Below are 17,469 nucleotides of genomic sequence, written 5' to 3'. Positions count from 1 at the left end.
GTCAGCTCGTCCGATAGCGCTTCGCCAGCTTGGCGAAATCCTCGGCGAACTCGTCACGCAACGCTTGCGGCGCGAGAATCTCGACCCCCGCGCCGAGCGCGCGCAGCCACCAGCGCAGCTTGAGACTTGGCGTGACGGTGCCGGTGACTTTCATGCGGCCGTCGGGCAACGTGTCGATTTTCTGATCCTTCGACATCGGCGATTCGCGCAACTGATTGCCCGCGTTGCCTTCGAACGCAAGTTCGAGCAGCACCGGCGGCTCGGGCAGAAAGTCGAAGACCTGCTGCGTTTCGATGTATTTGCGCAGCTTGAAATCGTCCGGATACGTGAAAGATTCGCCCGACTCGGAAACCGAGCGAATCCGGTCCAGCCGATACAGCGCGCGCGTCCATTCCGTTTCGCCTTTCTCCGGACGCGGCGCGCGACTCGGATCTTGCGCGACCATATACATCACGCCCGCGGATTCGACCAGCGCGAGCGGCCACAGCTTTTTCGTGCGCGGTTCGTCGCTGCGTTCGCCCCGATATGCCGCGCGATACTGCACGAGCAGTTCGCGCTCGAAGAACGTAGCGGTCGCGACCGTCTGAAAGATTTCCGGACGCAGCTTCGGCCGAATCAGCGTGAAGGCGCCATCGACGGAATCGATCTTGTCGGCCCACGCGCGATAGATGCGGCTGTCCGCCGTTTCCTGCGACAGCCGCGATTCGGCGGCCTTGAACAGCGGATCGATGTCGCGCGTGACGGCATTCGGCAGCTTGTTGCCCGCAAAGCGCTGGAGGATGTGAAACGCCACCGCCTCCGATGCGCTCATCAAACCGCTCATGCCTTCCTGCAAGCCGTGCAGCCACGGCTTGCGCTGCCAGAGCAGCTCGCGGCCGTTGAGCATGGATACGACGCGCGCATCGGCTTCGAGCGCCGTCAGATGACGCTGCACCTTCTTCGTATAGCCGACGCGATGACCGCGCTCTTCGAGACGTCTGCGGACTTCGGGCGTCGATAGCCACGCGGTCGCGTCGCGCTCGGTAGGGAGCACGCGGAGGATGGCTTCGTCGAGGCTGGAGGTCATGATGCGCAGGCGAGGAAAGGTTGCTCCTGATTATAGAAACTATCGAGACAAATCGTGTCTTGATCGGACGGGGCGGCCATCAGGCTTTCGGATTTTTCGGGTGACGGTCTTCGACATAAGCGGAAAGAATAGCGGCGCCGGGGGATGAGGCCCCACCATGTCGAGGAGCGAAAACAATGAGTAGAAGGGAACAGGCCAACGAGGAATTTCTCGCGGGTCTCAAGAACCGAACATCGCGCGCGATCCAGCAATATTTCTTTTCGCACGGGGTCTGCGTGGGGCGTTCGGACGTCCGCAAAGCGATGGCGCTTCCCGAGCATGAGCAGACCTTCGCGTCGTTGGCGCGATCCTTCGCGCAAGTCAACGAATCGATCAGCTTGCTGACGGACATCGGTTCCTTGTCGCTTCCGTCGAAAGAGAAGACGATGCGCGCGGTGTATGAAATCGAAGGGCGGTTGCGGGAGCGCGGCGGTTGCGTCGAAGGACTGGAACGGGCGCTCGCGCGAATCGAGATGGCGCGCAATTCGATACCCGCCGAGCCGAAGCTCTGGCCCTACACGTTCTGGGGCGTGTTGTGCCTGCTCGCGGCGTACTTCGTCTGGCCGAGCGCGTTGGTCGGCGTGATGCTGCTGGGCGCCGGGTTCAACAGACATTCGAGCTACAAGAAGCGCAAGGCCGAAGCGGACCGTGCGTTGAGTGAAGCGAACGATATGTTCGAGGCCGTCGCCGCGCTCGAGCTCACGCCGCGGCTAAGGCTGCTGGACCAGTGATGCGAAGGACCGAACGGCCAAAGCAAAAAGCCCAGTCGCAATGACTGGGCTTTTTACCTGATACTTGGTAGGCCGTACGGGATTCGAACCTGTGACCAACGGATTAAAAGTCCGCTGCTCTACCAGCTGAGCTAACGACCCGAAAGAGGCAAAATTATAAACTTCGATTCGCGAATCTGTCAACCCGCTCGGTTGAAGAATCATCAAATCATCGAAAGAAAAACGCCCGCGGCTCCATTGCCCGCGGGCATTCTCCTCGAGAGGCGCGAAACTCCGAACTTCGGCTTCGCTTACTTCACTTGCGACATCTTGCTCTGCGCGGTCTGCGCGACTTCCGTGCCGGCGTACTGCGAGATGATCTGCTGAAGCGTCTGCTTCGCAGCCGCTTTCTGACCTTGCTCGATCTGGTTGTTCGCGATTGCGAGCAACGCCTCGGGCGCTCGCGGATGCGTCGGATAACTCTTCACCAGGTCCTGCCAGATCGCAGTCGATCCCTTGTAGTCGCGCTGCGCATAGAGCGCATTGCCGAGCCAATACCGCGCCGTCGGCTGATACGGGCTCTGCGGGTACTTCGCCACGAACGCCTTGAACGACGCCGCGGCATTCTTGTAGTCACCGTTACGGAACTGAGTCGACGCTGCGTTGAACGCTTCCGTCTCGCCCGGCTGCACCGAACCCGTCACGCCATCGATCGTCTCTTGCTGCGGCTCGAATTTCTTCAAGCGCGAATCGAGATCGGCGTAATAGTCCTTCTGCTGCTTCTGCAGCGTGGCGACCTGGTTGGCCAGATCCTCGTTCTGGCCACGAACCGTCGCGACCTGCTGATTGAGCTGGTCGATACGATTCTGCTGATCGAGGATCGTGCGCTGCGCGGCCTGCAACTGACTGGACAGGCTGTCAGTCTTCGTGCGCAGATCGAGCACGGCTTTACGCGCTTCGTTGTCGTCGAAGACGCCGGCGTGCGCGGGCGCACTCAACATCGTCGAACCGACTACACACGCGGCTGCGGCCGCGCGCAGCAAGGGAAAGCGATACAACATAGGGCGACTCACCCGTGACTGGTTACGTTAAGTAAATTACTGCTGGTACACGAGGTCCGCACGGCGGTTCTGTGCCCACGACGATTCGTCGTGACCCGTTGCAGTCGGCTTTTCCTTGCCGAGCGACACGGCTTCCATCTGCGAATCGGCGACGCCCATCAGCGACATTGCACGACGCACGGCTTCCGCACGCTTCTGGCCGAGCGCGAGGTTGTACTCGCTCGTGCCGCGTTCGTCGGTGTTGCCTTGAATCAGGACGTGACGCTCCGGATGGCTCTTCAGGTACGACGAGTGTTGTTGCAGCAGCGGCTGATAGTCGTCCTTCACGGCATAGCTGTCGAAGTCGAAATAGATGCTGCGCTTGGCGAGCGGGCTGTTCGGATCGTTCAGTGGGTCGATGTTGACCTGCTTCACGTCCGTCGGGTTCGGCTGCGTGCCGACTGCACCCTTGTTCTGGCCTTCGTCGAGCTTCACGCCCGAGTGACACGCCGCCAATGCGCCGACCATCGCAACTGCCAGGCCGATACGAAGTTTCGACATCATGGTACCTCTCCTTGTGTTGTAGCTGAACGTTGTATGTGAAACGTTATTGCTGGACTTATTGCATGAACGGACCCCAGGACGGCTCGCGCACCACACCGCCCTGAACTGACAAGACTTGCCGCGTGCGACCGTCGGTCGAAACGGCTGCCAACACGCCACGTCCGTTCACTTGGGTGGCGTAGAGGATGTACTGACCATTCGCCGCGAAGCTCGGCGATTCGTCATGCGTCGTGTCGGTCAGCCCCGTCGCCGTGCCGGACGCGAGGTCCTGCAGATACAGCTTGAAGCCGCCGCCAGTGCGCGAAATGTACGCGAGTTGCTTGCCGTCCGGACTCACGCGCGGGCTGGTGTTGTACGCACCCGCAAACGTGACCCGCTGGGCCGCGCCGGCGCTTTCACCCGCCGCCGGCATCTTGTAGATCTGCGGTTGGCCGCCGCGATCGCTCGTGAAATAAATCCAGTTGCCATCAGGAGAGTAGAACGGCTCGGTGTCGATGGAACTGCCTTGTGTCAGACGGCGCAGGCCGGAGCCGTCTGCGTTGACTTCGAAAATCTGCGTGTTGCCCGTGCGCGAGAGCGCGACCGCGAGCTTGCGGCCATCAGGCGACCACGACGGGGCACTGTTGTTGCCCTTCTGATTCGACACGACTACGCGACGTCCCGTCGGCAGGTCGTGGATGTACACCACCGGCTTCTTTTTCTCGAACGACACGTATGCGACCTTCGTGCCGTCCGGCGACCACGCCGGCGAAATGATCGGTTCCGGGCTGGAGAGGGCGATCTTCGCTTCCTGACCGTCCGAATCGGAAATTTGCAATTGATAACGGCCGCCCGTCTGAATGACGTAGGACAGACGCGTTGCGAACACGCCGCGGCCGCCGAGCAGCTTCGCGTAGATGTAGTCGGCGATCTTGTGCGCGCTCATGCGCAGGCCGCTTTCGGCGCTGACGAGCGACAGGCCGCCCAGGTTCTGCTGCTTGACGGTGTCGTAGAGCCGGAAGCGCACTTCGTATTGGCCGTTCGGCAGCTTGTTCACGCTACCCGACACGAACGCGTCCGCGCCTTTTGCCTTCCACGCGCCGAGATCGACCGTATCGGATTCCGCGACCGGCGCGCTGCCGGCGTCGATATTCGTGAACTTGCCGCTGCGCTGCAGATCCTGGCGAATGATCGCGCTGACTTGCTGCGGCGAACTCGCTTCATTGGCGAAATTGGCCGTCGCGATCGGAAACTGGGTCGAACCGACGCCGGTCACGAGTACGTTCAACTGGGCGTGTGCAGCGGTGCCGGCTGCGATCAGGCAGGACGCGACCAGCGTTTTCAGGCCAAGCTTCGTCATCAAACTCATGCTGTATAGGTTCCAGATAAAAGCGTTTTCAAGTGTCCGCGGACTGCAGAACAGACCCGCGGTCGCACATTTCGTTCCCGCTGCTTAATGCGAGCTTTCAAGCGCGCTTCACTGCTGACTAGCGCGTTAACCGCCCGCCGGACGCAGCGTGATCGTGAAGCTCGAAGGCGCCTTGCCGTCGATATCCACCGGCATCGGATCCGAGCGCTGTACCGCGCGCAGTGCCGCCTGATCCCACTGCTCGTTGCCGCTCGAGCGCGTGATATTCGCCGACAGCAGCGTGCCCGACGGCGAGCAGCGCACCGACACGACCGTCTCGAGCCCGGCCGTTTCGCCGGCCCACACGATGTTCGGCCGCACGCGACGCTGCACCTTCTCGGCGTAGCCAGGCGAGGTCGCATTGCCGCCCGCGCCCTTGCCGGTGCCGCTCTTGGCCAGGCCTTCGCCGCTGCCCGCCGTGCCGCCGCCCAACTGCCCTTGCAGTTGCGAGAGACGCGCCTTGCGCTCGGCATCGAGCTTGGCTTTCGCTTCCGCGTCGGCCTTGGCTTTCGCTTGCGCCGCGGCCTTCGCTTTCGCGTCGGACTCAGCCTTGGCCTTGGCTTGCGCGTCGGCCTTCGCCTTGGCTTCCTGCTGTTCCTTCTCCTTCTGCTCCTTGAGCTGTTCCTGCTTCTGCGCTTCGGCTTGCTGCTGCTGACGCTGCTTGTCCTGCTGCGCCTTCTGTTGCTGCTTCTGCAGGTCGGCCTGACGCTGCTGCTCGATCTGCTTCTGCTTGTCCTGCATCGCCTTCTGCTGGGCGGCTTGCGCGGCGAGCTGCTGCTGACGCTTCGCTTCCGCTTCCTGCTTCGCCTCTTCCTGCTGACGGCGCTGCTCGGCGAGTTGCGCTTCGCGCGCGGCGGCTTCCTGCTGCTTGCGCTTCTTCTCCTGCAACGCGATGTCCGCGTCTTCGTCCTTCGCCGGCGGCGGCGCGGGCTGCACCTTCACCGGCGCGGGCGGCGGCGGGGCAGGGCGCGGCGTCGGCGCGGGCGTGTCCGGAATCTCGGTCCAGATTTCCGCTTCCGCGCCCGCCGGCGTGTTGTTCTGCCAGTTGATGCCGTGATACAGGAACCAGCCGAGCAGCAGATGCATCAACGCCGCGAGCGCGAACGCCTTACCCGTGCCGCGTTCACGCGGCGGGCGATTCGGTCGCGCGGACGATGCGCGTGTCGGCCTGTGCGAAAGGGTCATTGCGATTTGACGAGCAATCCGACGCGCTTCACGCCGCGCGCCTTCATATCGGACATCACGTTCATCACGACTTCGTACTTCACGGTCTTGTCCGCCGCGATCACGACGGGCTGATCCGGATGTGATTCCTGACGGTTGAGCACGAAGCTGTTGAGATCGTTCATCGTCATCTTCTGCTCTTGCGTCGCGCCGCCTTCTTCCTTGTAGCGCACGTTCATGCTGCCGTCCGCCTTGATGTTGATGACGAGCGGCGGCTGCTGCTCCTGCGGCTGCGCATTGCCGACGGTCGGCAGATTGATGATCGAGGGCGAAACGAGCGGCGCCGTCACCATGAAGATGACGAGCAGCACGAGCATCACGTCGATGTATGGCACGACGTTGATGTCGGCCATCGCGCGGCGCGAGCCGCCGCGCATGCTGGAACGAATGGGGCCTGCCATCGCGGACTCCTTCTGTTAGTGCGCCTGACGCTGCAGGATGTTCGAGAACTCTTCGATGAAGGTCTCGAAGCGGATCGCCAGACGGTCGATGTCGTGCGCGTAGCGGTTGTACGCGACCACTGCGGGAATCGCGGCGAAGAGGCCGATCGCGGTCGCGACGAGCGCTTCGGCGATGCCGGGCGCCACGTTCGCGAGCGTCGCCTGCTGCACATTGGCGAGACCGCGGAACGAATTCATGATCCCCCACACCGTGCCGAAGAGACCGATATAAGGACTCACGGAACCGACCGACGCGAGGAACGCGAGGTTCGCTTCGAGCACGTCCATTTCGCGCTGGAACGCGGCGCGCATCGCGCGGCGGGAACCGTCGAGAATCGCGCCCGGATCGGTGATCCGGCGCTCCTTGCCCTTCAGGAATTCACGCATGCCGGATTCGAAGATACGCTCGAGCGCGCCGATCGTGTGACGGTTGTTCGCCGCGCTTTGATACAGCGCCTGCAGGTCCCCGCCCGACCAGAAATCGCGCTCGAAGCGCTCGGTCTGCGCGCGCGCGCGGCGAATGGCAAACCACTTGCGGAAAATGAAGGTCCACGACAGGAGCGACAGCAGCAACAGCAGCGCCATCACGGCCTGCGCGAGCAGGCTCGCGTGAACGACGAGGGAAATGATCGACAGGTCTTGTGTATTGTTCATAAAGGTCTGCTGTTACGTCCCGAAAGGGGCGTCCGGTCAAAGCGTCATGCTTTCGTGAAATGGATGTGAATCAAACGAAAGCCGTGCCGTGGCCGGCTCATGCTCGTTAATGCTTCCTCTGTTCCCGATGCCCTGTTTCGCTTCGGTGTGCGATGAGTTCATCGTTCAGGCTCGGTCTTGATCTGCGCCGCGCGATGCCGCGGCGAGCGTCGCGTGCGGGCCGCGCTTCAATCCTTCGATCACCGCATCCGGAATGGCGGCCGGGCGAATCGACGCGCGATCCACCGAGGCAACGCGAATGTCGCCGCTCGCGAGCAGCACGCCGTCGCGCCACGCTTCCTGATGAAAATCCACCGATGCACGGCCGAGGCGCTCGATGCGACTTACAACGCGAATGACGTCATCCAGGCGTGCCGGCGACGAATATTCGACGGCCGTGCGTCTCACGACGAACAGGATGTCGCTCGAATCGGCGAGACGCTGCTGATCGATTCCGCACGCGCGCAGCCATTCGGTGCGCGCCCGTTCGAAGAACTTCAGGTAGTTCGCGTAGAAGACGATGCCGCCGGCGTCGGTGTCCTCGTAATACACCCGAATCGGCCACTCGAAAGTCAACGGATCACTCACCTTTGCGCCGCTCCGCTCGCGCAGAGGCTCATAAACACGATCTGGCTCGCATTTTGACAAATATTCATCGGCGGCATTTTACCGGAACCGGAAGCACCCCCGCCAAATCCTTAGGCAGATATCGGAATCAGCCGCGGTGAATTTGCAACGGTGCGAACGTCTGGGCGACCGGCATCATCTCGATCGCGTTGATGTTCACGTGTGCCGGGCGCGTGGCGATCCAGTAGATCGCGTCGGCGATGTCCTCGGGCGTGAGCGCCTGCACATCCTTATATACAGTCGCGGCTTTGCTGTCGTCGCCCTTGAAGCGCACGTTCGAAAACTCGGTGCCGCCGACGAGCCCCGGCTCGATGTCCGTCACGCGAAGGGCGGTGCCGGCGACGTCCGCGCGCAGGTTCAGGCTGAACTGCCGCACGAACGCCTTCGTCGCGCCGTACACGTTGCCTCCGGCGTACGGATACGTGCCCGCCACCGATCCCATGTTGAACACATGTCCGCGATTGCGCTCGATCATGCCCGGCAAGATCGCGTGCGTGACCGTCACGAGACCCGTGCAGTTCGTGTCGATCATGTTCTTCCAGTCGTCGAGATTCGCGCGTTGCGCGGGTTCGAGGCCGAGCGCGAGTCCGGCGTTGTTCACCAGCACGTCGATCTGCGCGAACGCGTCGGGCAGGGCCGCGACGGCGTTGCGGACGGCGTTTTCGTCCCGTACGTCGAGTTCGACTGGCAGAAGCGCGTCGCCGAGTTCGTTCGACAGCGCGACCAGGCGCTCCTTGCGACGCGCGGCGGCGATCACACGATGGCCGCCTTTGACGAACGTGCGGGCGATGGCGGCGCCGAATCCGGCCGACGCGCCGGTGACAAAAACGATCATGAGCGGACTCCGAATGGACTGAGACGGGCAAAGCCGACGCGCGCAGGGCGACGCGTCCGGCAACGGCGCAAAGCGTACTTCCATTGATGCGGCGCGGCAAGCAACCGTGGGCGCGAACGATCGTGCTTTAAGCGTGGCTGCGCGCCCGTCCGATTGCCCTGTAAGCCGGTTGCCTAAAGCATGGCCGGCCATTACACTACAACGCTCAAACCCCGCGTGACTGGCGATAGAATCTTCGGATTCAAGGTGGAGCAACCCACCAGGAAGCGCGGAGCGTCGTTTTGCCGTTCGCCTGGGCAGCTGAGATCCGCACGCCGTCGCTGCGTTGCTGGTGGCTGTCCGTTCCGCGAAACCGGATTCTTCCTCTATCCGCCGCGCCTGGACTCCATCGGTTTCCAGCGTCTTTTGCGTCTGTTTCGAACGTGGCGCACGCGCGATCCGGTCAACCTGTTTTGATCTCACGGAAAACGTATGTTTGACAGAGCCGAAAGTACCCTCGCCAATGTCGATCCCGAATTGCTCAAGGCGATCGAGCAGGAAAACCGCCGCCAGGAAGATCACATCGAGCTGATCGCGTCGGAAAACTACACGAGCCCGGCCGTAATGGCCGCGCAGGGCTCGCAACTCACGAACAAATACGCCGAAGGCTATCCCGGCAAGCGCTATTACGGCGGTTGCGAATATGTGGACATCGTCGAGCAGCTCGCGATCGACCGCGTGAAGCAACTCTTCGGCGCCGAAGCCGCGAACGTGCAGCCGAACTCCGGCTCGCAGGCGAATCAGGGCGTGTTTTTCGCCGTGCTCAAGCCGGGCGACACGATCATGGGCATGAGCCTTGCCGAAGGCGGTCACCTCACGCACGGCTCGCCGGTCAACATGTCGGGCAAGTGGTTCAACGTCGTGAGCTACGGCCTGAACGAAGCCGAGGACATCGACTACGACAAGACCGAAGCGCTCGCCAAGGAACACAAGCCGAAGCTGATCGTCGCGGGCGCGTCGGCGTTTGCGCTGAAGATCGATTTCGAGCGCCTTTCGAAGATCGCGAAGAGCGTCGGCGCATACTTCATGGTCGACATGGCGCACTACGCCGGTCTCGTCGCGGCTGGCGTGTATCCGAATCCGGTGCCGCACGCGGACTTCGTCACGACGACCACGCACAAGAGCCTGCGCGGCCCGCGCGGCGGCGTCATTCTGATGAAGGCCGAGTTCGAGAAGCAGATCAACTCGGCCATTTTTCCGGGCATTCAGGGCGGTCCGCTGATGCACGTGATCGCCGCGAAGGCCGTCGCGTTCAAGGAAGCGCTGTCGCCGGAATTCAAGGCGTATCAGCAAGCCGTGGTCGATAACGCGCGCGTCCTGGCCGAAACGCTCGTGAAGCGCGGTCTGCGTATCGTCTCGGGCCACACCGAAAGCCATGTGATGCTCGTCGATCTGCGCGCAAAGAAGATCACCGGCAAGGCAGCGGAAGCCGCGCTCGGCGCCGCGCACATCACGGTCAACAAGAACGCCATTCCGAACGATCCGGAAAAGCCGTTCGTCACGAGCGGCGTGCGCCTCGGCTCGCCCGCGATGACCACGCGCGGCTTCGGCACGAAGGAAGCGGAGATCGTGGGCAACCTGATCGCCGACGTGCTCGACAATCCGGAAGACCAGGCGAACCTCGAGCGCGTGCGCGCGCAAGTGGCCGATCTGACCAAGCGTTTCCCGGTCTACCGTTAATTCGCGAGCACACCGCCGATGCGCTGCCCATTTTGCCGACACGAAGATACCCAGGTCGTGGATTCTCGCGTGTCGGAGGATGGCGCGGCCATTCGGCGGCGGCGGCGCTGTCCCGCGTGCGACAAGCGTTTCACCACGTATGAACGCGTCGAACTGGCGCTGCCGAGCGTCGTCAAGAAAGACGGCAGCCGCACCGAGTTCGATCGACGCAAGATCGTCGCGAGCATGCAGCTTGCGCTGCGAAAGCGCCCGGTCGCCGCCGATGCGATCGATGCCGCCGCGTCGCGCATCGAGTATCAGTTGCTCGGCAGCGGCGAGCGCGAAGTGCAGAGCGAGCGTCTCGGCGAGCTCGTCATGAACGAGCTGCGACAACTCGATACCATCGCTTACGTGCGTTTCGCCTCCGTCTACAAGCGTTTCGAAGACGTCTCCGAATTCGAAGACGTGCTCGATGAATTCCGGCGCACCGCTCCGAAGAAGTCGAGTTCGCGCAAGCGCTGATCTTTTCCGCATCGTTTCCTTCCCAAGCCTCGTTTCCTGACATTCGCTCGCGCAGTCTGCCCGGTATCGGAGAACGCGAACACTCGGCCATTCGGCTAATGGCGGCGCGCCTGACTTATCGCTAGATTGAGCTTTTCGGCTCGATTCGATCGATAAGGCATGCAGACGATTCCCGCATCAAATCAAGGTTTCACGCTCGTCGAACTATGCGTGGTGCTCGCCGTCATGGCGATCCTCGCGACGTTCGCCGCGCCTTCGTTCGTCGCGTGGCAGGCGCGCGATCAAGTCGATGCACGGGCGCGCGCGCTCTTTTCCACGCTGTCGCTTGCGCGCGCCGAAGCCGTGCGGCGCGGTGCACGCGTCACGCTTTGCAGGATCGATGCGTCTCGTCATTGCCTCGCATCGGGCCGAAGCTGCGAAAGCGGTGTCACCGACTGGTCGTGCGGATGGGGCTTGTTCGTCGAGCGCGACGGTGTTTCGACGCTTTTGCGCATGCAGCCGGCGATGACATCGGTTTCCATCGCCGGGACATCGACCGAGCTTTCGTTCACGCCGCCTTCGGGGCAGGTGATCGGCGGATTCCGCAGCTTCGAATTCGGTCCGCGCGGCGCCGATTCCGCCGCGAATCCGTCGTCACGTCGATGCATACGGCTCGCGGCAGGCGGCCGGGCGCGCATGACTTCAGGCGGCTGCGGAGCGTCGGCATGAAAGACGTTCAACGTGGAGATTCGCTGATCGAAGTGATGATCGCGCTTACGCTGATGGCGGTGACCGCGCTCGGACTCATCGCGACGCAAAGCGCGCTCGCGCGCGGCGAACGCGCGGCGTTGCTGCACGAACGGGCCGCGATGATCGCAGATTCCGTCGCGGAAGGCATTCGCAGCGATGCGGACCGCGCGGCGATCGTGTCGCAATGGCAGGGGAGAGCGGCCTCGATGCTGCCTGCGGGCGACGTGGCAATATCCGATCGCGCCGATGGCGTGCGCATCGCGACCGTGAGCTGGCGCGCGCAAGACCGCTCCGAGCCGTGCCCCGAACCGCAGGCTAAGCCGCTCACGTCGTGCATCGCCGTGGCGTTTGCGCGATGACTCCGCGCTTGCTCTCATCGCGCGGCCATACGCTGCTGGAAATGACGATTGCGCTCGCGCTCGGCATGCTGATCGTGATCGCTTCGCTGTCGCTCTATCGCGGGCAGCGCGCCGCTTTCGACCGCGCCGCCGATGCCGCGCGCATTCACGACGCCGCGTCCAGCGCTTTGGAAATGCTGGCCCAGCAGATCCAGATGGCCGGATTCGCATTGAGCGTGGAATCGCCGGTCGATGCGTCGATGTTCGGTTGCGCGCAAGGCCGCGTGATTGGAGCGGATACAACCGCATCGTGCGAATCGCTCGCAAGCCATTCGGACGGCCTGCAGGTTCGCTATTCAGCCGACGCCGTCTCGACCTGGCCGTCGACCGCGGGGGCGCCGACCGATTGCCTCGGCCAGGCGGTCTCCGACGCCATCGCCACGAACCGGTTCTACGCAAAGCCGAGCAGTTCCACCGGAGAGCCCGAGTTGTACTGCGAAGGCGGCGGCAGACAGGCGCAGCCGATCGTCGAAGGCATCGAGCGAATGCGGGTGATGTATTGGCTCGCGGGGGCGCCGTCCGCATCGGATGCTTCGGCTATCGCGCGCGAACGCTGGCGCGATGTCCATGCTGCGGACGTATGCATCGTCGTGCGCGGTTTCATCGCACAGGCCAAGCGGAAAGCGAACTATGTGGATTGCAACGGCTTGCCCGTAACCGTCGAGGACGGCCGCGTTCGCCAGGTCTTCTGGCGGCGCGTCGCGATACGGAATTCGGTGGCGTCGCCGTCCGGAGGCGCGCAATGAAGCGACGTTCGCTGACACGCGCAAGCACGTTGCCGATCGTGCTGATCCTCGCCGCGATGATGTTGATCACGGCTGCCGCATGGCTGCAAACGTCGCTCGTAGCGGCGAGCGCGACCGTCGCGACGCGCGAGCGCGTCCACGCGTTTCATGCCGCGGACAGCGCGTTGATCCGATGCAGCCGAATGCTTTCCCTCGCGTTGCCAACGCCGAGTTCGAAGGACGAGCCGTCGCGATGGCGCGCGAAATCCTCGTTCGACGGACCGTCCGCTGCCGCGATCGCGCCGTTCGCTTCGTGGCCGTACGCGCGCCGCGCCCCGCAATGCCTGATCGAATCGCGGGCCAACGCGTCGTATTTGATTACCGCGCGGGGCTTCGGCGCGAATGCCGATTCCGAGGCTTGGCTGCAACTTAGGATCGATATCGCCGATGGCGTGAGCACCCAATATTGGCGGCGCGTCGTCGCCAGGCCGTTTTGAGGATCGATATGAACGAAAAGGGCGTCAGTCTGCTTGAACTGATGATCGCGCTGGGCGTTGCCGCGATCATCGCGACTTTCTCGATCCCGGCGTATCGGGCGCACGTGGTGAAGGCGCATCGGCTCGACGCCGCGTCGGCCTTGCTGCGCGCGGTTCAGTTCGTGGAAACCGCGCGTCTTGCGCAAACATCGGAAAGCGGCGAGGTGATCGCGCTCGCTTCCGGGCTCGATCGCGCGCCGTCGAGCGGGGCGGCCGTGTACAGCGTGGCCGTGCTGCCGGAAACGCCGACGAACGGCGGTTATGCGATCGAAGCCGTGCCGGTCGCGGCGGGCGCGATGCAGGACGATGTCTGCGGCGTGTTCGTCATCGACGCCACCGGGCTGCGCTGGAATCGCCCGCCTGACGCGACCACGCCGCTCGATGCGGCACAGTCGGCGTCATGCTGGGCGGGGAAGAGTTGATGCGGGCGTCAGAAAACGGTCGGATCGACGGCGTCGTTGGAGGTTTCGGGCGCGGCGTGCTTCATCTGCGTGTAGATGCGCCAGCCTTCCCATCCGGCGAGCGCGAGACCGCCCCATTTGAGCACCGGCTTCGCGCTGTGCAACAGCTTCGTCCGCACCGGCTTGGTGAGTACGAACGAGGCGAGCGATCCGATGACCGGATACTGCTTGAACAGCAAGCCGACATTGCCCGAGCCGAGCAGCGAAGCGAGCATGCCGCCAATGCCGCCCGCCGAGCCGCCGCGGCCGCGCTTGCCCCAGCGGCGCGAGCCGCCGCTGCCAGGCATCAGGAAGCGCAGCACGCTGAAATGCGTGACCGACGTGCGCAGATCATAGGTGGCTTGCCGCAGCTCCATGCGCTCGACATCCGCGCGGGCGATCAGCAGTTCCTTGCGCAGCGCGCGCATGTGCGGCGTGCGCAGCTTCTGCATCTTGCCGCGCTTGGGAGGCTTGAAGGTGTCGTCGTGTTGGCTCATGGCTTGATTTGGGCGCGGGAATCAACGGAAGGTATCGCGGTCCTTGCGGAATTCGGCGAGCGTGTCGTCGAACATGTTCGGCGCATCGCGCAGATTGCTGCGCGCACGCAGGCCGCATCCGACCGCGATCAGCGCGTACAGAAGGGTGATGCCGCCGAGCGCCTGCCAGCGATACGTGTCCCAGAAGAAGATGGCGATGAGCACCGTCAGGGAGATGAGCGCCATCATCGCGAGCATCATGGCGGCGAGCCCGAGGAAAAGCACGCCGATGAGCCGCTCCTTTTCTTCCTGAAGCTCGATGCCGATGAGTTCAAGGCGCGTCTCGAAGATGGCGAAGGCGGAGCTCAGAATTCGTCGCAACGGTCCGGGAGACGATTGCTGCGTTGGCCGTTCTGTCGTCATGGCTTGAATGCGAGAGGCGCGTTTGGTGCCGCTGTTTGTGGGTCCGGTCGGCGCTCGAGGCAGCCGGCCGGTGCGAGTGTCGAACCGCGCGCCCGGGCGAGGCGCTCGCGGTTCAGTCCAGCGGGGACCGCGACAGAAAGCTGATTAGCAATCTGCGGGCCATTGAATCGAAGACGGGTGCTTTACTTCCGGTTGATCAGAAGTCCGATCACCATGCCGATGCCAGCCGCGATCCCAATGGACGCCCACGGATGCTCGTGCACGTAATCGTCGGTGGCGCGGGCGGCCTTCTTGCCTCGCTCGATCACGACGACTTGCGCGTCGGCGGCTTTTTCCTTGGCTTGCTTGAGACGGGTGAGTGCGGTCTCGCGCAGTTCGGAGGCGCGTTCGCCGGTGGCGGTAGCTGCTTGCTTCAAGAGATCTTCGGCGTCAGCGAGTACTGATTTGATATCCGACATGAATCGCTCCTTGTTGATTTCTGACATTAAAGGCTCCAATCGGTGAGGTTACGCGAATCGTAACCAAAGATGGGATCGCTGACGAGGAGACGTGCGCCCTGCCGCGCTGAATGTCGCAGTTTCCGTTCCAGTCGCATCGGGCCGTGCGCGACCGCCGACGCCTCGTGATTTCATCGACATCGTTTCGAATTGATACGATCTGGCCCGTAAAAGTTTCAGGCGTAGATCGAAAGTTACACACGCCGATGCGCAAATGCACGCGTGAAAACAAAAAGGGCTGGCGCAACATGCGCCAGCCCTTTTCAATTGTGAATGAAGCTTGTTTAGAAAAACGCCTGAATTCCGGTTTGGGCGCGTCCGAGAATCAACGCGTGAATATCGTGCGTGCCTTCGTACGTGTTCACCACTTCGAGGTTCACGAGATGACGCGCGACACCGAATTCATCGGAGATGCCGTTGCCGCCGAGCATGTCGCGCGCGAGCCGGGCGATGTCGAGCGCCTTGCCGCACGAATTGCGCTTCATGATCGACGTGATCTCGACGGCCGCCGTGCCTTCGTCCTTCATGCGGCCGAGGCGCAGCACGCCTTGCAGGCCGAGCGCGATTTCAGTCTGCATGTCGGCGAGCTTTTTCTGAATCAGTTGATTCGCGGCAAGCGGCCGACCGAATTGCTTGCGATCGAGCGTGTACTGTCGCGCCGTGTGCCAGCACGCTTCGGCCGCGCCGAGCGCGCCCCAGGAAATGCCGTAGCGCGCCGAGTTGAGGCAAGTGAACGGACCTTTGAGGCCGCGCACGTTCGGCAGCATGTTCTCTTCGGGGACGAACACTTCGTCCATCACGATCTCGCCGGTGATCGACGCGCGCAAGCCGACCTTGCCGTGAATCGCCGGCGCCGACAGACCCTTCCAGCCTTTCTCGAGGATAAAGCCGCGGATCTCGTCGCGCCCGTCTTCCTCCAGCTTCGCCCAGACGACGAACACGTCCGCGATCGGCGAGTTCGAGATCCACATCTTCGTGCCCGACAGCGAGAAACCGTTCTGCACTTTCTTCGCGCGCGTCGTCATGCTGGCCGGATCGGAACCCGCGTTCGGCTCGGTGAGACCGAAGCAGCCGATCCACTCGCCGCGCGCGAGCTTCGGCAGATACTTTTCCTTTTGCGCGTCGCTGCCAAACGTGTTGATCGGCACCATCACGAGCGATGACTGCACCGACATCATCGAGCGATAACCCGAATCCACGCGCTCCACTTCACGCGCGATCAGCCCGTAGCACACGTAGTTCAGGCCCGGGCCGCCGTACTGTTCGGGAATCGTCGGTCCGAGCAGGCCCAGTTCGCCCATTTCGCGGAAGATCGCCGGATCGGTCTTCTCCTCGCGAAACGCCTGCATGACGCGCGGCTGCAGCTTGTCCTGCGCGTACGCGCGCGCGGCGTCGCGCACCATGCGTTCGTCTTCGGTCAGTTGCTGATCCAGCAAGAGCGGATCTTCCCAGTTGAAACGGGCGGCGTCGGCCATGTGCAATCTCCTGATTTCATCGTGAAGCGCCGTGCGCCGACCGGCTCGCGTGATCGGCCGAAGCGCGTGGCGCTTGACGTGAGTTCCGCTACGCGGAACAATGTTTTGCAAATCAGCTTCGAGTCTATCACCCGATGTCGACAGATTCCAATCGAAATTCCGGGCGCCTCATCTCGTCGGAAGATGTCGACGAGCGCAAGTTCGTCGTCGCGCTCGCTCGCGGGCTCGACCTGCTGCGCACGTTTCGTCCCGGCGAGACGCTGCTCGGCAATCGCGATTTCGTCGACCGCACGGGATTGCCGAAGGCGACGGTCAATCGTCTCGCCTACACGCTGACGACGCTCGGCTATCTGCGTTTCGACGAACCCGCGGGCAAATACGCGCTCGATACCGGCGTGCTGTCGCTTGGCTTCACGCTGCTCGCGGGCGCGGACACGCTCGAACTCGCGCGTCCGCACATGCGCGCGCTGGCGCGGGAGATCGGCGCGGCGGTGTCGCTCGGCTGCCGCGACGGGCTCGACATGATCTATCTGGAAACCATCCGCAGCGAGACGGCGCTGACGCTCGGCCTCGCGCCCGGCTCGCGTCTGTCGATGCTCACGAGTTCGATGGGCCGCGCCTATCTCGCCGTGCAGGACGACGCGGCGCGCGAAGCTCTGTTTGAGGAACTCGGCAGGAACGAAGGCGAAGAGAAGGTCGAAGCGGCCCGCCGCTCGATCGAGGATTTCGCGCGCGACGGCTGCTGCTACTCGTTTCGCGAGTGGCACGACGATGTGAACGCCATCGCCGCGCCGGTCCGCGATCTGCGCAACGGACGCTGGCTCGTGCTGTCGAGCAGCGGGCCGGCGTCTTCGATGGGCGAAGCGTATTTCCGCGAGACGATCGGCCCGAAGCTGAAGGCGCTTGCCGCGCGTCTCGCGTAACG

The 17,469-nt window shown here is 63.1% G+C and carries 22 protein-coding genes, 1 tRNA gene and 1 riboswitch; of the genes, 9 read left to right on the top strand and 14 right to left on the bottom strand.

What is annotated here, in order from left to right; translation table 11 throughout:
* Position 1: 1 nt before the first annotated feature.
* On the bottom strand, positions 2-1,066 hold the full coding sequence (locus tag NCS67_RS10555; protein WP_008342813.1) for a helix-turn-helix transcriptional regulator: 1,065 nt from the start codon (positions 1,064-1,066) through the stop codon (positions 2-4).
* 176 nt (positions 1,067-1,242) lie between these two features.
* On the opposite strand from NCS67_RS10555, the gene NCS67_RS10550 reads away from it, so the two are divergent.
* The gene (locus NCS67_RS10550) at positions 1,243-1,836 is read left to right on the top strand and encodes a hypothetical protein (protein ID WP_250435155.1); all 594 of its coding nucleotides are present in this window, start codon (positions 1,243-1,245) and stop codon (positions 1,834-1,836) included.
* A gap of 65 nt (positions 1,837-1,901) precedes the next feature.
* On the opposite strand, the gene NCS67_RS10545 is transcribed toward NCS67_RS10550, so the two are convergent.
* The 9 genes from NCS67_RS10545 to ydfG all read right to left on the bottom strand — a co-directional run bounded on the left by NCS67_RS10545 (position 1,902) and on the right by ydfG (position 8,625).
* Positions 1,902-1,977: transfer RNA gene (locus NCS67_RS10545), tRNA-Lys, on the bottom strand.
* Positions 1,978-2,126: 149 nt separating this feature from the next.
* On the bottom strand, positions 2,127-2,876 hold the full coding sequence (gene ybgF / locus NCS67_RS10540) for a tol-pal system protein YbgF (RefSeq protein ID WP_008342809.1): 750 nt from the start codon (positions 2,874-2,876) through the stop codon (positions 2,127-2,129).
* 36 nt (positions 2,877-2,912) lie between these two features.
* Positions 2,913-3,419, bottom strand: a complete 507-nt coding sequence (gene pal, locus NCS67_RS10535) for a peptidoglycan-associated lipoprotein Pal (RefSeq protein ID WP_008342807.1) — start codon at positions 3,417-3,419, stop codon at positions 2,913-2,915.
* A gap of 55 nt (positions 3,420-3,474) precedes the next feature.
* Entirely contained in the window at positions 3,475-4,767 is a 1,293-nt protein-coding gene (gene tolB, locus NCS67_RS10530) for a Tol-Pal system beta propeller repeat protein TolB (protein ID WP_250435154.1), read from the bottom strand.
* 126 nt (positions 4,768-4,893) lie between these two features.
* Entirely contained in the window at positions 4,894-5,991 is a 1,098-nt protein-coding gene (gene tolA / locus NCS67_RS10525) for a cell envelope integrity protein TolA (protein ID WP_175980476.1), read from the bottom strand.
* A complete protein-coding gene (gene tolR / locus NCS67_RS10520) occupies positions 5,988-6,431 on the bottom strand; it encodes a protein TolR (RefSeq protein ID WP_008342802.1) in 444 nt (147 codons plus the stop codon). The genes tolA and tolR overlap by 4 nt, the downstream gene beginning before the upstream one ends.
* A gap of 15 nt (positions 6,432-6,446) precedes the next feature.
* A complete protein-coding gene (gene tolQ, locus NCS67_RS10515) occupies positions 6,447-7,124 on the bottom strand; it encodes a protein TolQ (protein WP_008342801.1) in 678 nt (225 codons plus the stop codon).
* Positions 7,125-7,289: 165 nt separating this feature from the next.
* On the bottom strand, positions 7,290-7,751 hold the full coding sequence (ybgC, locus tag NCS67_RS10510) for a tol-pal system-associated acyl-CoA thioesterase (protein ID WP_250435153.1): 462 nt from the start codon (positions 7,749-7,751) through the stop codon (positions 7,290-7,292).
* Positions 7,752-7,878: 127 nt separating this feature from the next.
* Positions 7,879-8,625, bottom strand: a complete 747-nt coding sequence (gene ydfG / locus NCS67_RS10505; RefSeq protein ID WP_034471528.1) for a bifunctional NADP-dependent 3-hydroxy acid dehydrogenase/3-hydroxypropionate dehydrogenase YdfG — start codon at positions 8,623-8,625, stop codon at positions 7,879-7,881.
* Positions 8,626-8,831: 206 nt separating this feature from the next.
* Positions 8,832-8,930, top strand: a riboswitch (ZMP/ZTP riboswitch).
* 166 nt (positions 8,931-9,096) lie between these two features.
* On the opposite strand from ydfG, the gene glyA reads away from it, so the two are divergent.
* From glyA to NCS67_RS10470, 7 genes are all read left to right on the top strand, one after another.
* Positions 9,097-10,344, top strand: a complete 1,248-nt coding sequence (gene glyA / locus NCS67_RS10500) for a serine hydroxymethyltransferase (protein WP_034471530.1) — start codon at positions 9,097-9,099, stop codon at positions 10,342-10,344.
* A gap of 18 nt (positions 10,345-10,362) precedes the next feature.
* Positions 10,363-10,845, top strand: a complete 483-nt coding sequence (gene nrdR / locus NCS67_RS10495) for a transcriptional regulator NrdR (RefSeq protein ID WP_008342795.1) — start codon at positions 10,363-10,365, stop codon at positions 10,843-10,845.
* Between the two features lie 159 nt (positions 10,846-11,004).
* Positions 11,005-11,553, top strand: a complete 549-nt coding sequence (locus NCS67_RS10490; RefSeq protein ID WP_250435152.1) for a GspH/FimT family pseudopilin — start codon at positions 11,005-11,007, stop codon at positions 11,551-11,553.
* Positions 11,550-11,933, top strand: coding sequence for a type IV pilus modification PilV family protein (locus tag NCS67_RS10485; RefSeq protein ID WP_051996481.1), 384 nt, complete (start codon positions 11,550-11,552; stop codon positions 11,931-11,933). Before NCS67_RS10490 ends, NCS67_RS10485 begins: the two co-directional genes overlap by 4 nt.
* Complete coding sequence (locus NCS67_RS10480; RefSeq protein WP_250435151.1) at positions 11,930-12,718, top strand: PilW family protein; 789 nt, start codon at positions 11,930-11,932, stop codon at positions 12,716-12,718. Before NCS67_RS10485 ends, NCS67_RS10480 begins: the two co-directional genes overlap by 4 nt.
* On the top strand, positions 12,715-13,194 hold the full coding sequence (locus tag NCS67_RS10475; protein WP_250435150.1) for a pilus assembly PilX family protein: 480 nt from the start codon (positions 12,715-12,717) through the stop codon (positions 13,192-13,194). The genes NCS67_RS10480 and NCS67_RS10475 overlap by 4 nt, the downstream gene beginning before the upstream one ends.
* Positions 13,195-13,202: 8 nt before the next feature.
* On the top strand, positions 13,203-13,655 hold the full coding sequence (locus NCS67_RS10470) for a type IV pilin protein (protein ID WP_250435149.1): 453 nt from the start codon (positions 13,203-13,205) through the stop codon (positions 13,653-13,655).
* A gap of 8 nt (positions 13,656-13,663) precedes the next feature.
* Here NCS67_RS10470 and NCS67_RS10465 read toward each other — a convergent pair whose 3' ends face one another.
* The 4 genes from NCS67_RS10465 to NCS67_RS10450 form a co-directional block, all read right to left on the bottom strand.
* Positions 13,664-14,170, bottom strand: coding sequence for a DUF3318 domain-containing protein (locus NCS67_RS10465; RefSeq protein ID WP_250435148.1), 507 nt, complete (start codon positions 14,168-14,170; stop codon positions 13,664-13,666).
* A 21-nt stretch (positions 14,171-14,191) separates the two neighbouring features.
* A complete protein-coding gene (locus NCS67_RS10460; RefSeq protein ID WP_034471543.1) occupies positions 14,192-14,572 on the bottom strand; it encodes a phage holin family protein in 381 nt (126 codons plus the stop codon).
* Between the two features lie 182 nt (positions 14,573-14,754).
* Positions 14,755-15,057 carry an ElaB/YgaM/YqjD family protein gene (locus NCS67_RS10455; protein WP_008342781.1) on the bottom strand — a complete coding sequence of 101 codons (303 nt, stop codon included), beginning with the start codon at positions 15,055-15,057 and terminating at the stop codon, positions 14,755-14,757.
* Positions 15,058-15,353: 296 nt separating this feature from the next.
* A complete protein-coding gene (locus NCS67_RS10450; RefSeq protein ID WP_250435146.1) occupies positions 15,354-16,544 on the bottom strand; it encodes an acyl-CoA dehydrogenase in 1,191 nt (396 codons plus the stop codon).
* A 134-nt stretch (positions 16,545-16,678) separates the two neighbouring features.
* Between NCS67_RS10450 and NCS67_RS10445 the strand changes: the two genes are divergently transcribed.
* On the top strand, positions 16,679-17,467 hold the full coding sequence (locus NCS67_RS10445; RefSeq protein ID WP_250435144.1) for an IclR family transcriptional regulator: 789 nt from the start codon (positions 16,679-16,681) through the stop codon (positions 17,465-17,467).
* The last annotated feature ends 2 nt before the right edge of the window (positions 17,468-17,469 follow it).

Source organism: Caballeronia sp. ATUFL_F2_KS9A (assembly GCF_023630765.1).
Taxonomy (GTDB): Bacteria; Pseudomonadota; Gammaproteobacteria; order Burkholderiales; family Burkholderiaceae; genus Caballeronia; species Caballeronia zhejiangensis.
This window is presented reverse-complemented; position numbering and strand designations above follow the sequence as displayed.

What these genes read in the sequence shown, in the direction of transcription:
- NCS67_RS10555 (WP_008342813.1), bottom strand. Translation starts at nt 1,066, where the DNA reads ATGACCTCCAGCCTCGACGAAGCCATCCTCCGCGTGCTCCCTACCGAG.
- NCS67_RS10550 (WP_250435155.1), top strand. Translation starts at nt 1,243, where the DNA reads ATGAGTAGAAGGGAACAGGCCAACGAGGAATTTCTCGCGGGTCTCAAG.
- ybgF (WP_008342809.1), bottom strand. Translation starts at nt 2,876, where the DNA reads ATGTTGTATCGCTTTCCCTTGCTGCGCGCGGCCGCAGCCGCGTGTGTA.
- pal (WP_008342807.1), bottom strand. Translation starts at nt 3,419, where the DNA reads ATGATGTCGAAACTTCGTATCGGCCTGGCAGTTGCGATGGTCGGCGCA.
- tolB (WP_250435154.1), bottom strand. Translation starts at nt 4,767, where the DNA reads ATGAGTTTGATGACGAAGCTTGGCCTGAAAACGCTGGTCGCGTCCTGC.
- tolA (WP_175980476.1), bottom strand. Translation starts at nt 5,991, where the DNA reads ATGACCCTTTCGCACAGGCCGACACGCGCATCGTCCGCGCGACCGAAT.
- tolR (WP_008342802.1), bottom strand. Translation starts at nt 6,431, where the DNA reads ATGGCAGGCCCCATTCGTTCCAGCATGCGCGGCGGCTCGCGCCGCGCG.
- tolQ (WP_008342801.1), bottom strand. Translation starts at nt 7,124, where the DNA reads ATGAACAATACACAAGACCTGTCGATCATTTCCCTCGTCGTTCACGCG.
- ydfG (WP_034471528.1), bottom strand. Translation starts at nt 8,625, where the DNA reads ATGATCGTTTTTGTCACCGGCGCGTCGGCCGGATTCGGCGCCGCCATC.
- glyA (WP_034471530.1), top strand. Translation starts at nt 9,097, where the DNA reads ATGTTTGACAGAGCCGAAAGTACCCTCGCCAATGTCGATCCCGAATTG.
- nrdR (WP_008342795.1), top strand. Translation starts at nt 10,363, where the DNA reads ATGCGCTGCCCATTTTGCCGACACGAAGATACCCAGGTCGTGGATTCT.
- NCS67_RS10490 (WP_250435152.1), top strand. Translation starts at nt 11,005, where the DNA reads ATGCAGACGATTCCCGCATCAAATCAAGGTTTCACGCTCGTCGAACTA.
- NCS67_RS10485 (WP_051996481.1), top strand. Translation starts at nt 11,550, where the DNA reads ATGAAAGACGTTCAACGTGGAGATTCGCTGATCGAAGTGATGATCGCG.
- NCS67_RS10480 (WP_250435151.1), top strand. Translation starts at nt 11,930, where the DNA reads ATGACTCCGCGCTTGCTCTCATCGCGCGGCCATACGCTGCTGGAAATG.
- NCS67_RS10475 (WP_250435150.1), top strand. Translation starts at nt 12,715, where the DNA reads ATGAAGCGACGTTCGCTGACACGCGCAAGCACGTTGCCGATCGTGCTG.
- NCS67_RS10470 (WP_250435149.1), top strand. Translation starts at nt 13,203, where the DNA reads ATGAACGAAAAGGGCGTCAGTCTGCTTGAACTGATGATCGCGCTGGGC.
- NCS67_RS10465 (WP_250435148.1), bottom strand. Translation starts at nt 14,170, where the DNA reads ATGAGCCAACACGACGACACCTTCAAGCCTCCCAAGCGCGGCAAGATG.
- NCS67_RS10460 (WP_034471543.1), bottom strand. Translation starts at nt 14,572, where the DNA reads ATGACGACAGAACGGCCAACGCAGCAATCGTCTCCCGGACCGTTGCGA.
- NCS67_RS10455 (WP_008342781.1), bottom strand. Translation starts at nt 15,057, where the DNA reads ATGTCAGAAATCAACAAGGAGCGATTCATGTCGGATATCAAATCAGTA.
- NCS67_RS10450 (WP_250435146.1), bottom strand. Translation starts at nt 16,544, where the DNA reads ATGGCCGACGCCGCCCGTTTCAACTGGGAAGATCCGCTCTTGCTGGAT.
- NCS67_RS10445 (WP_250435144.1), top strand. Translation starts at nt 16,679, where the DNA reads ATGTCGACAGATTCCAATCGAAATTCCGGGCGCCTCATCTCGTCGGAA.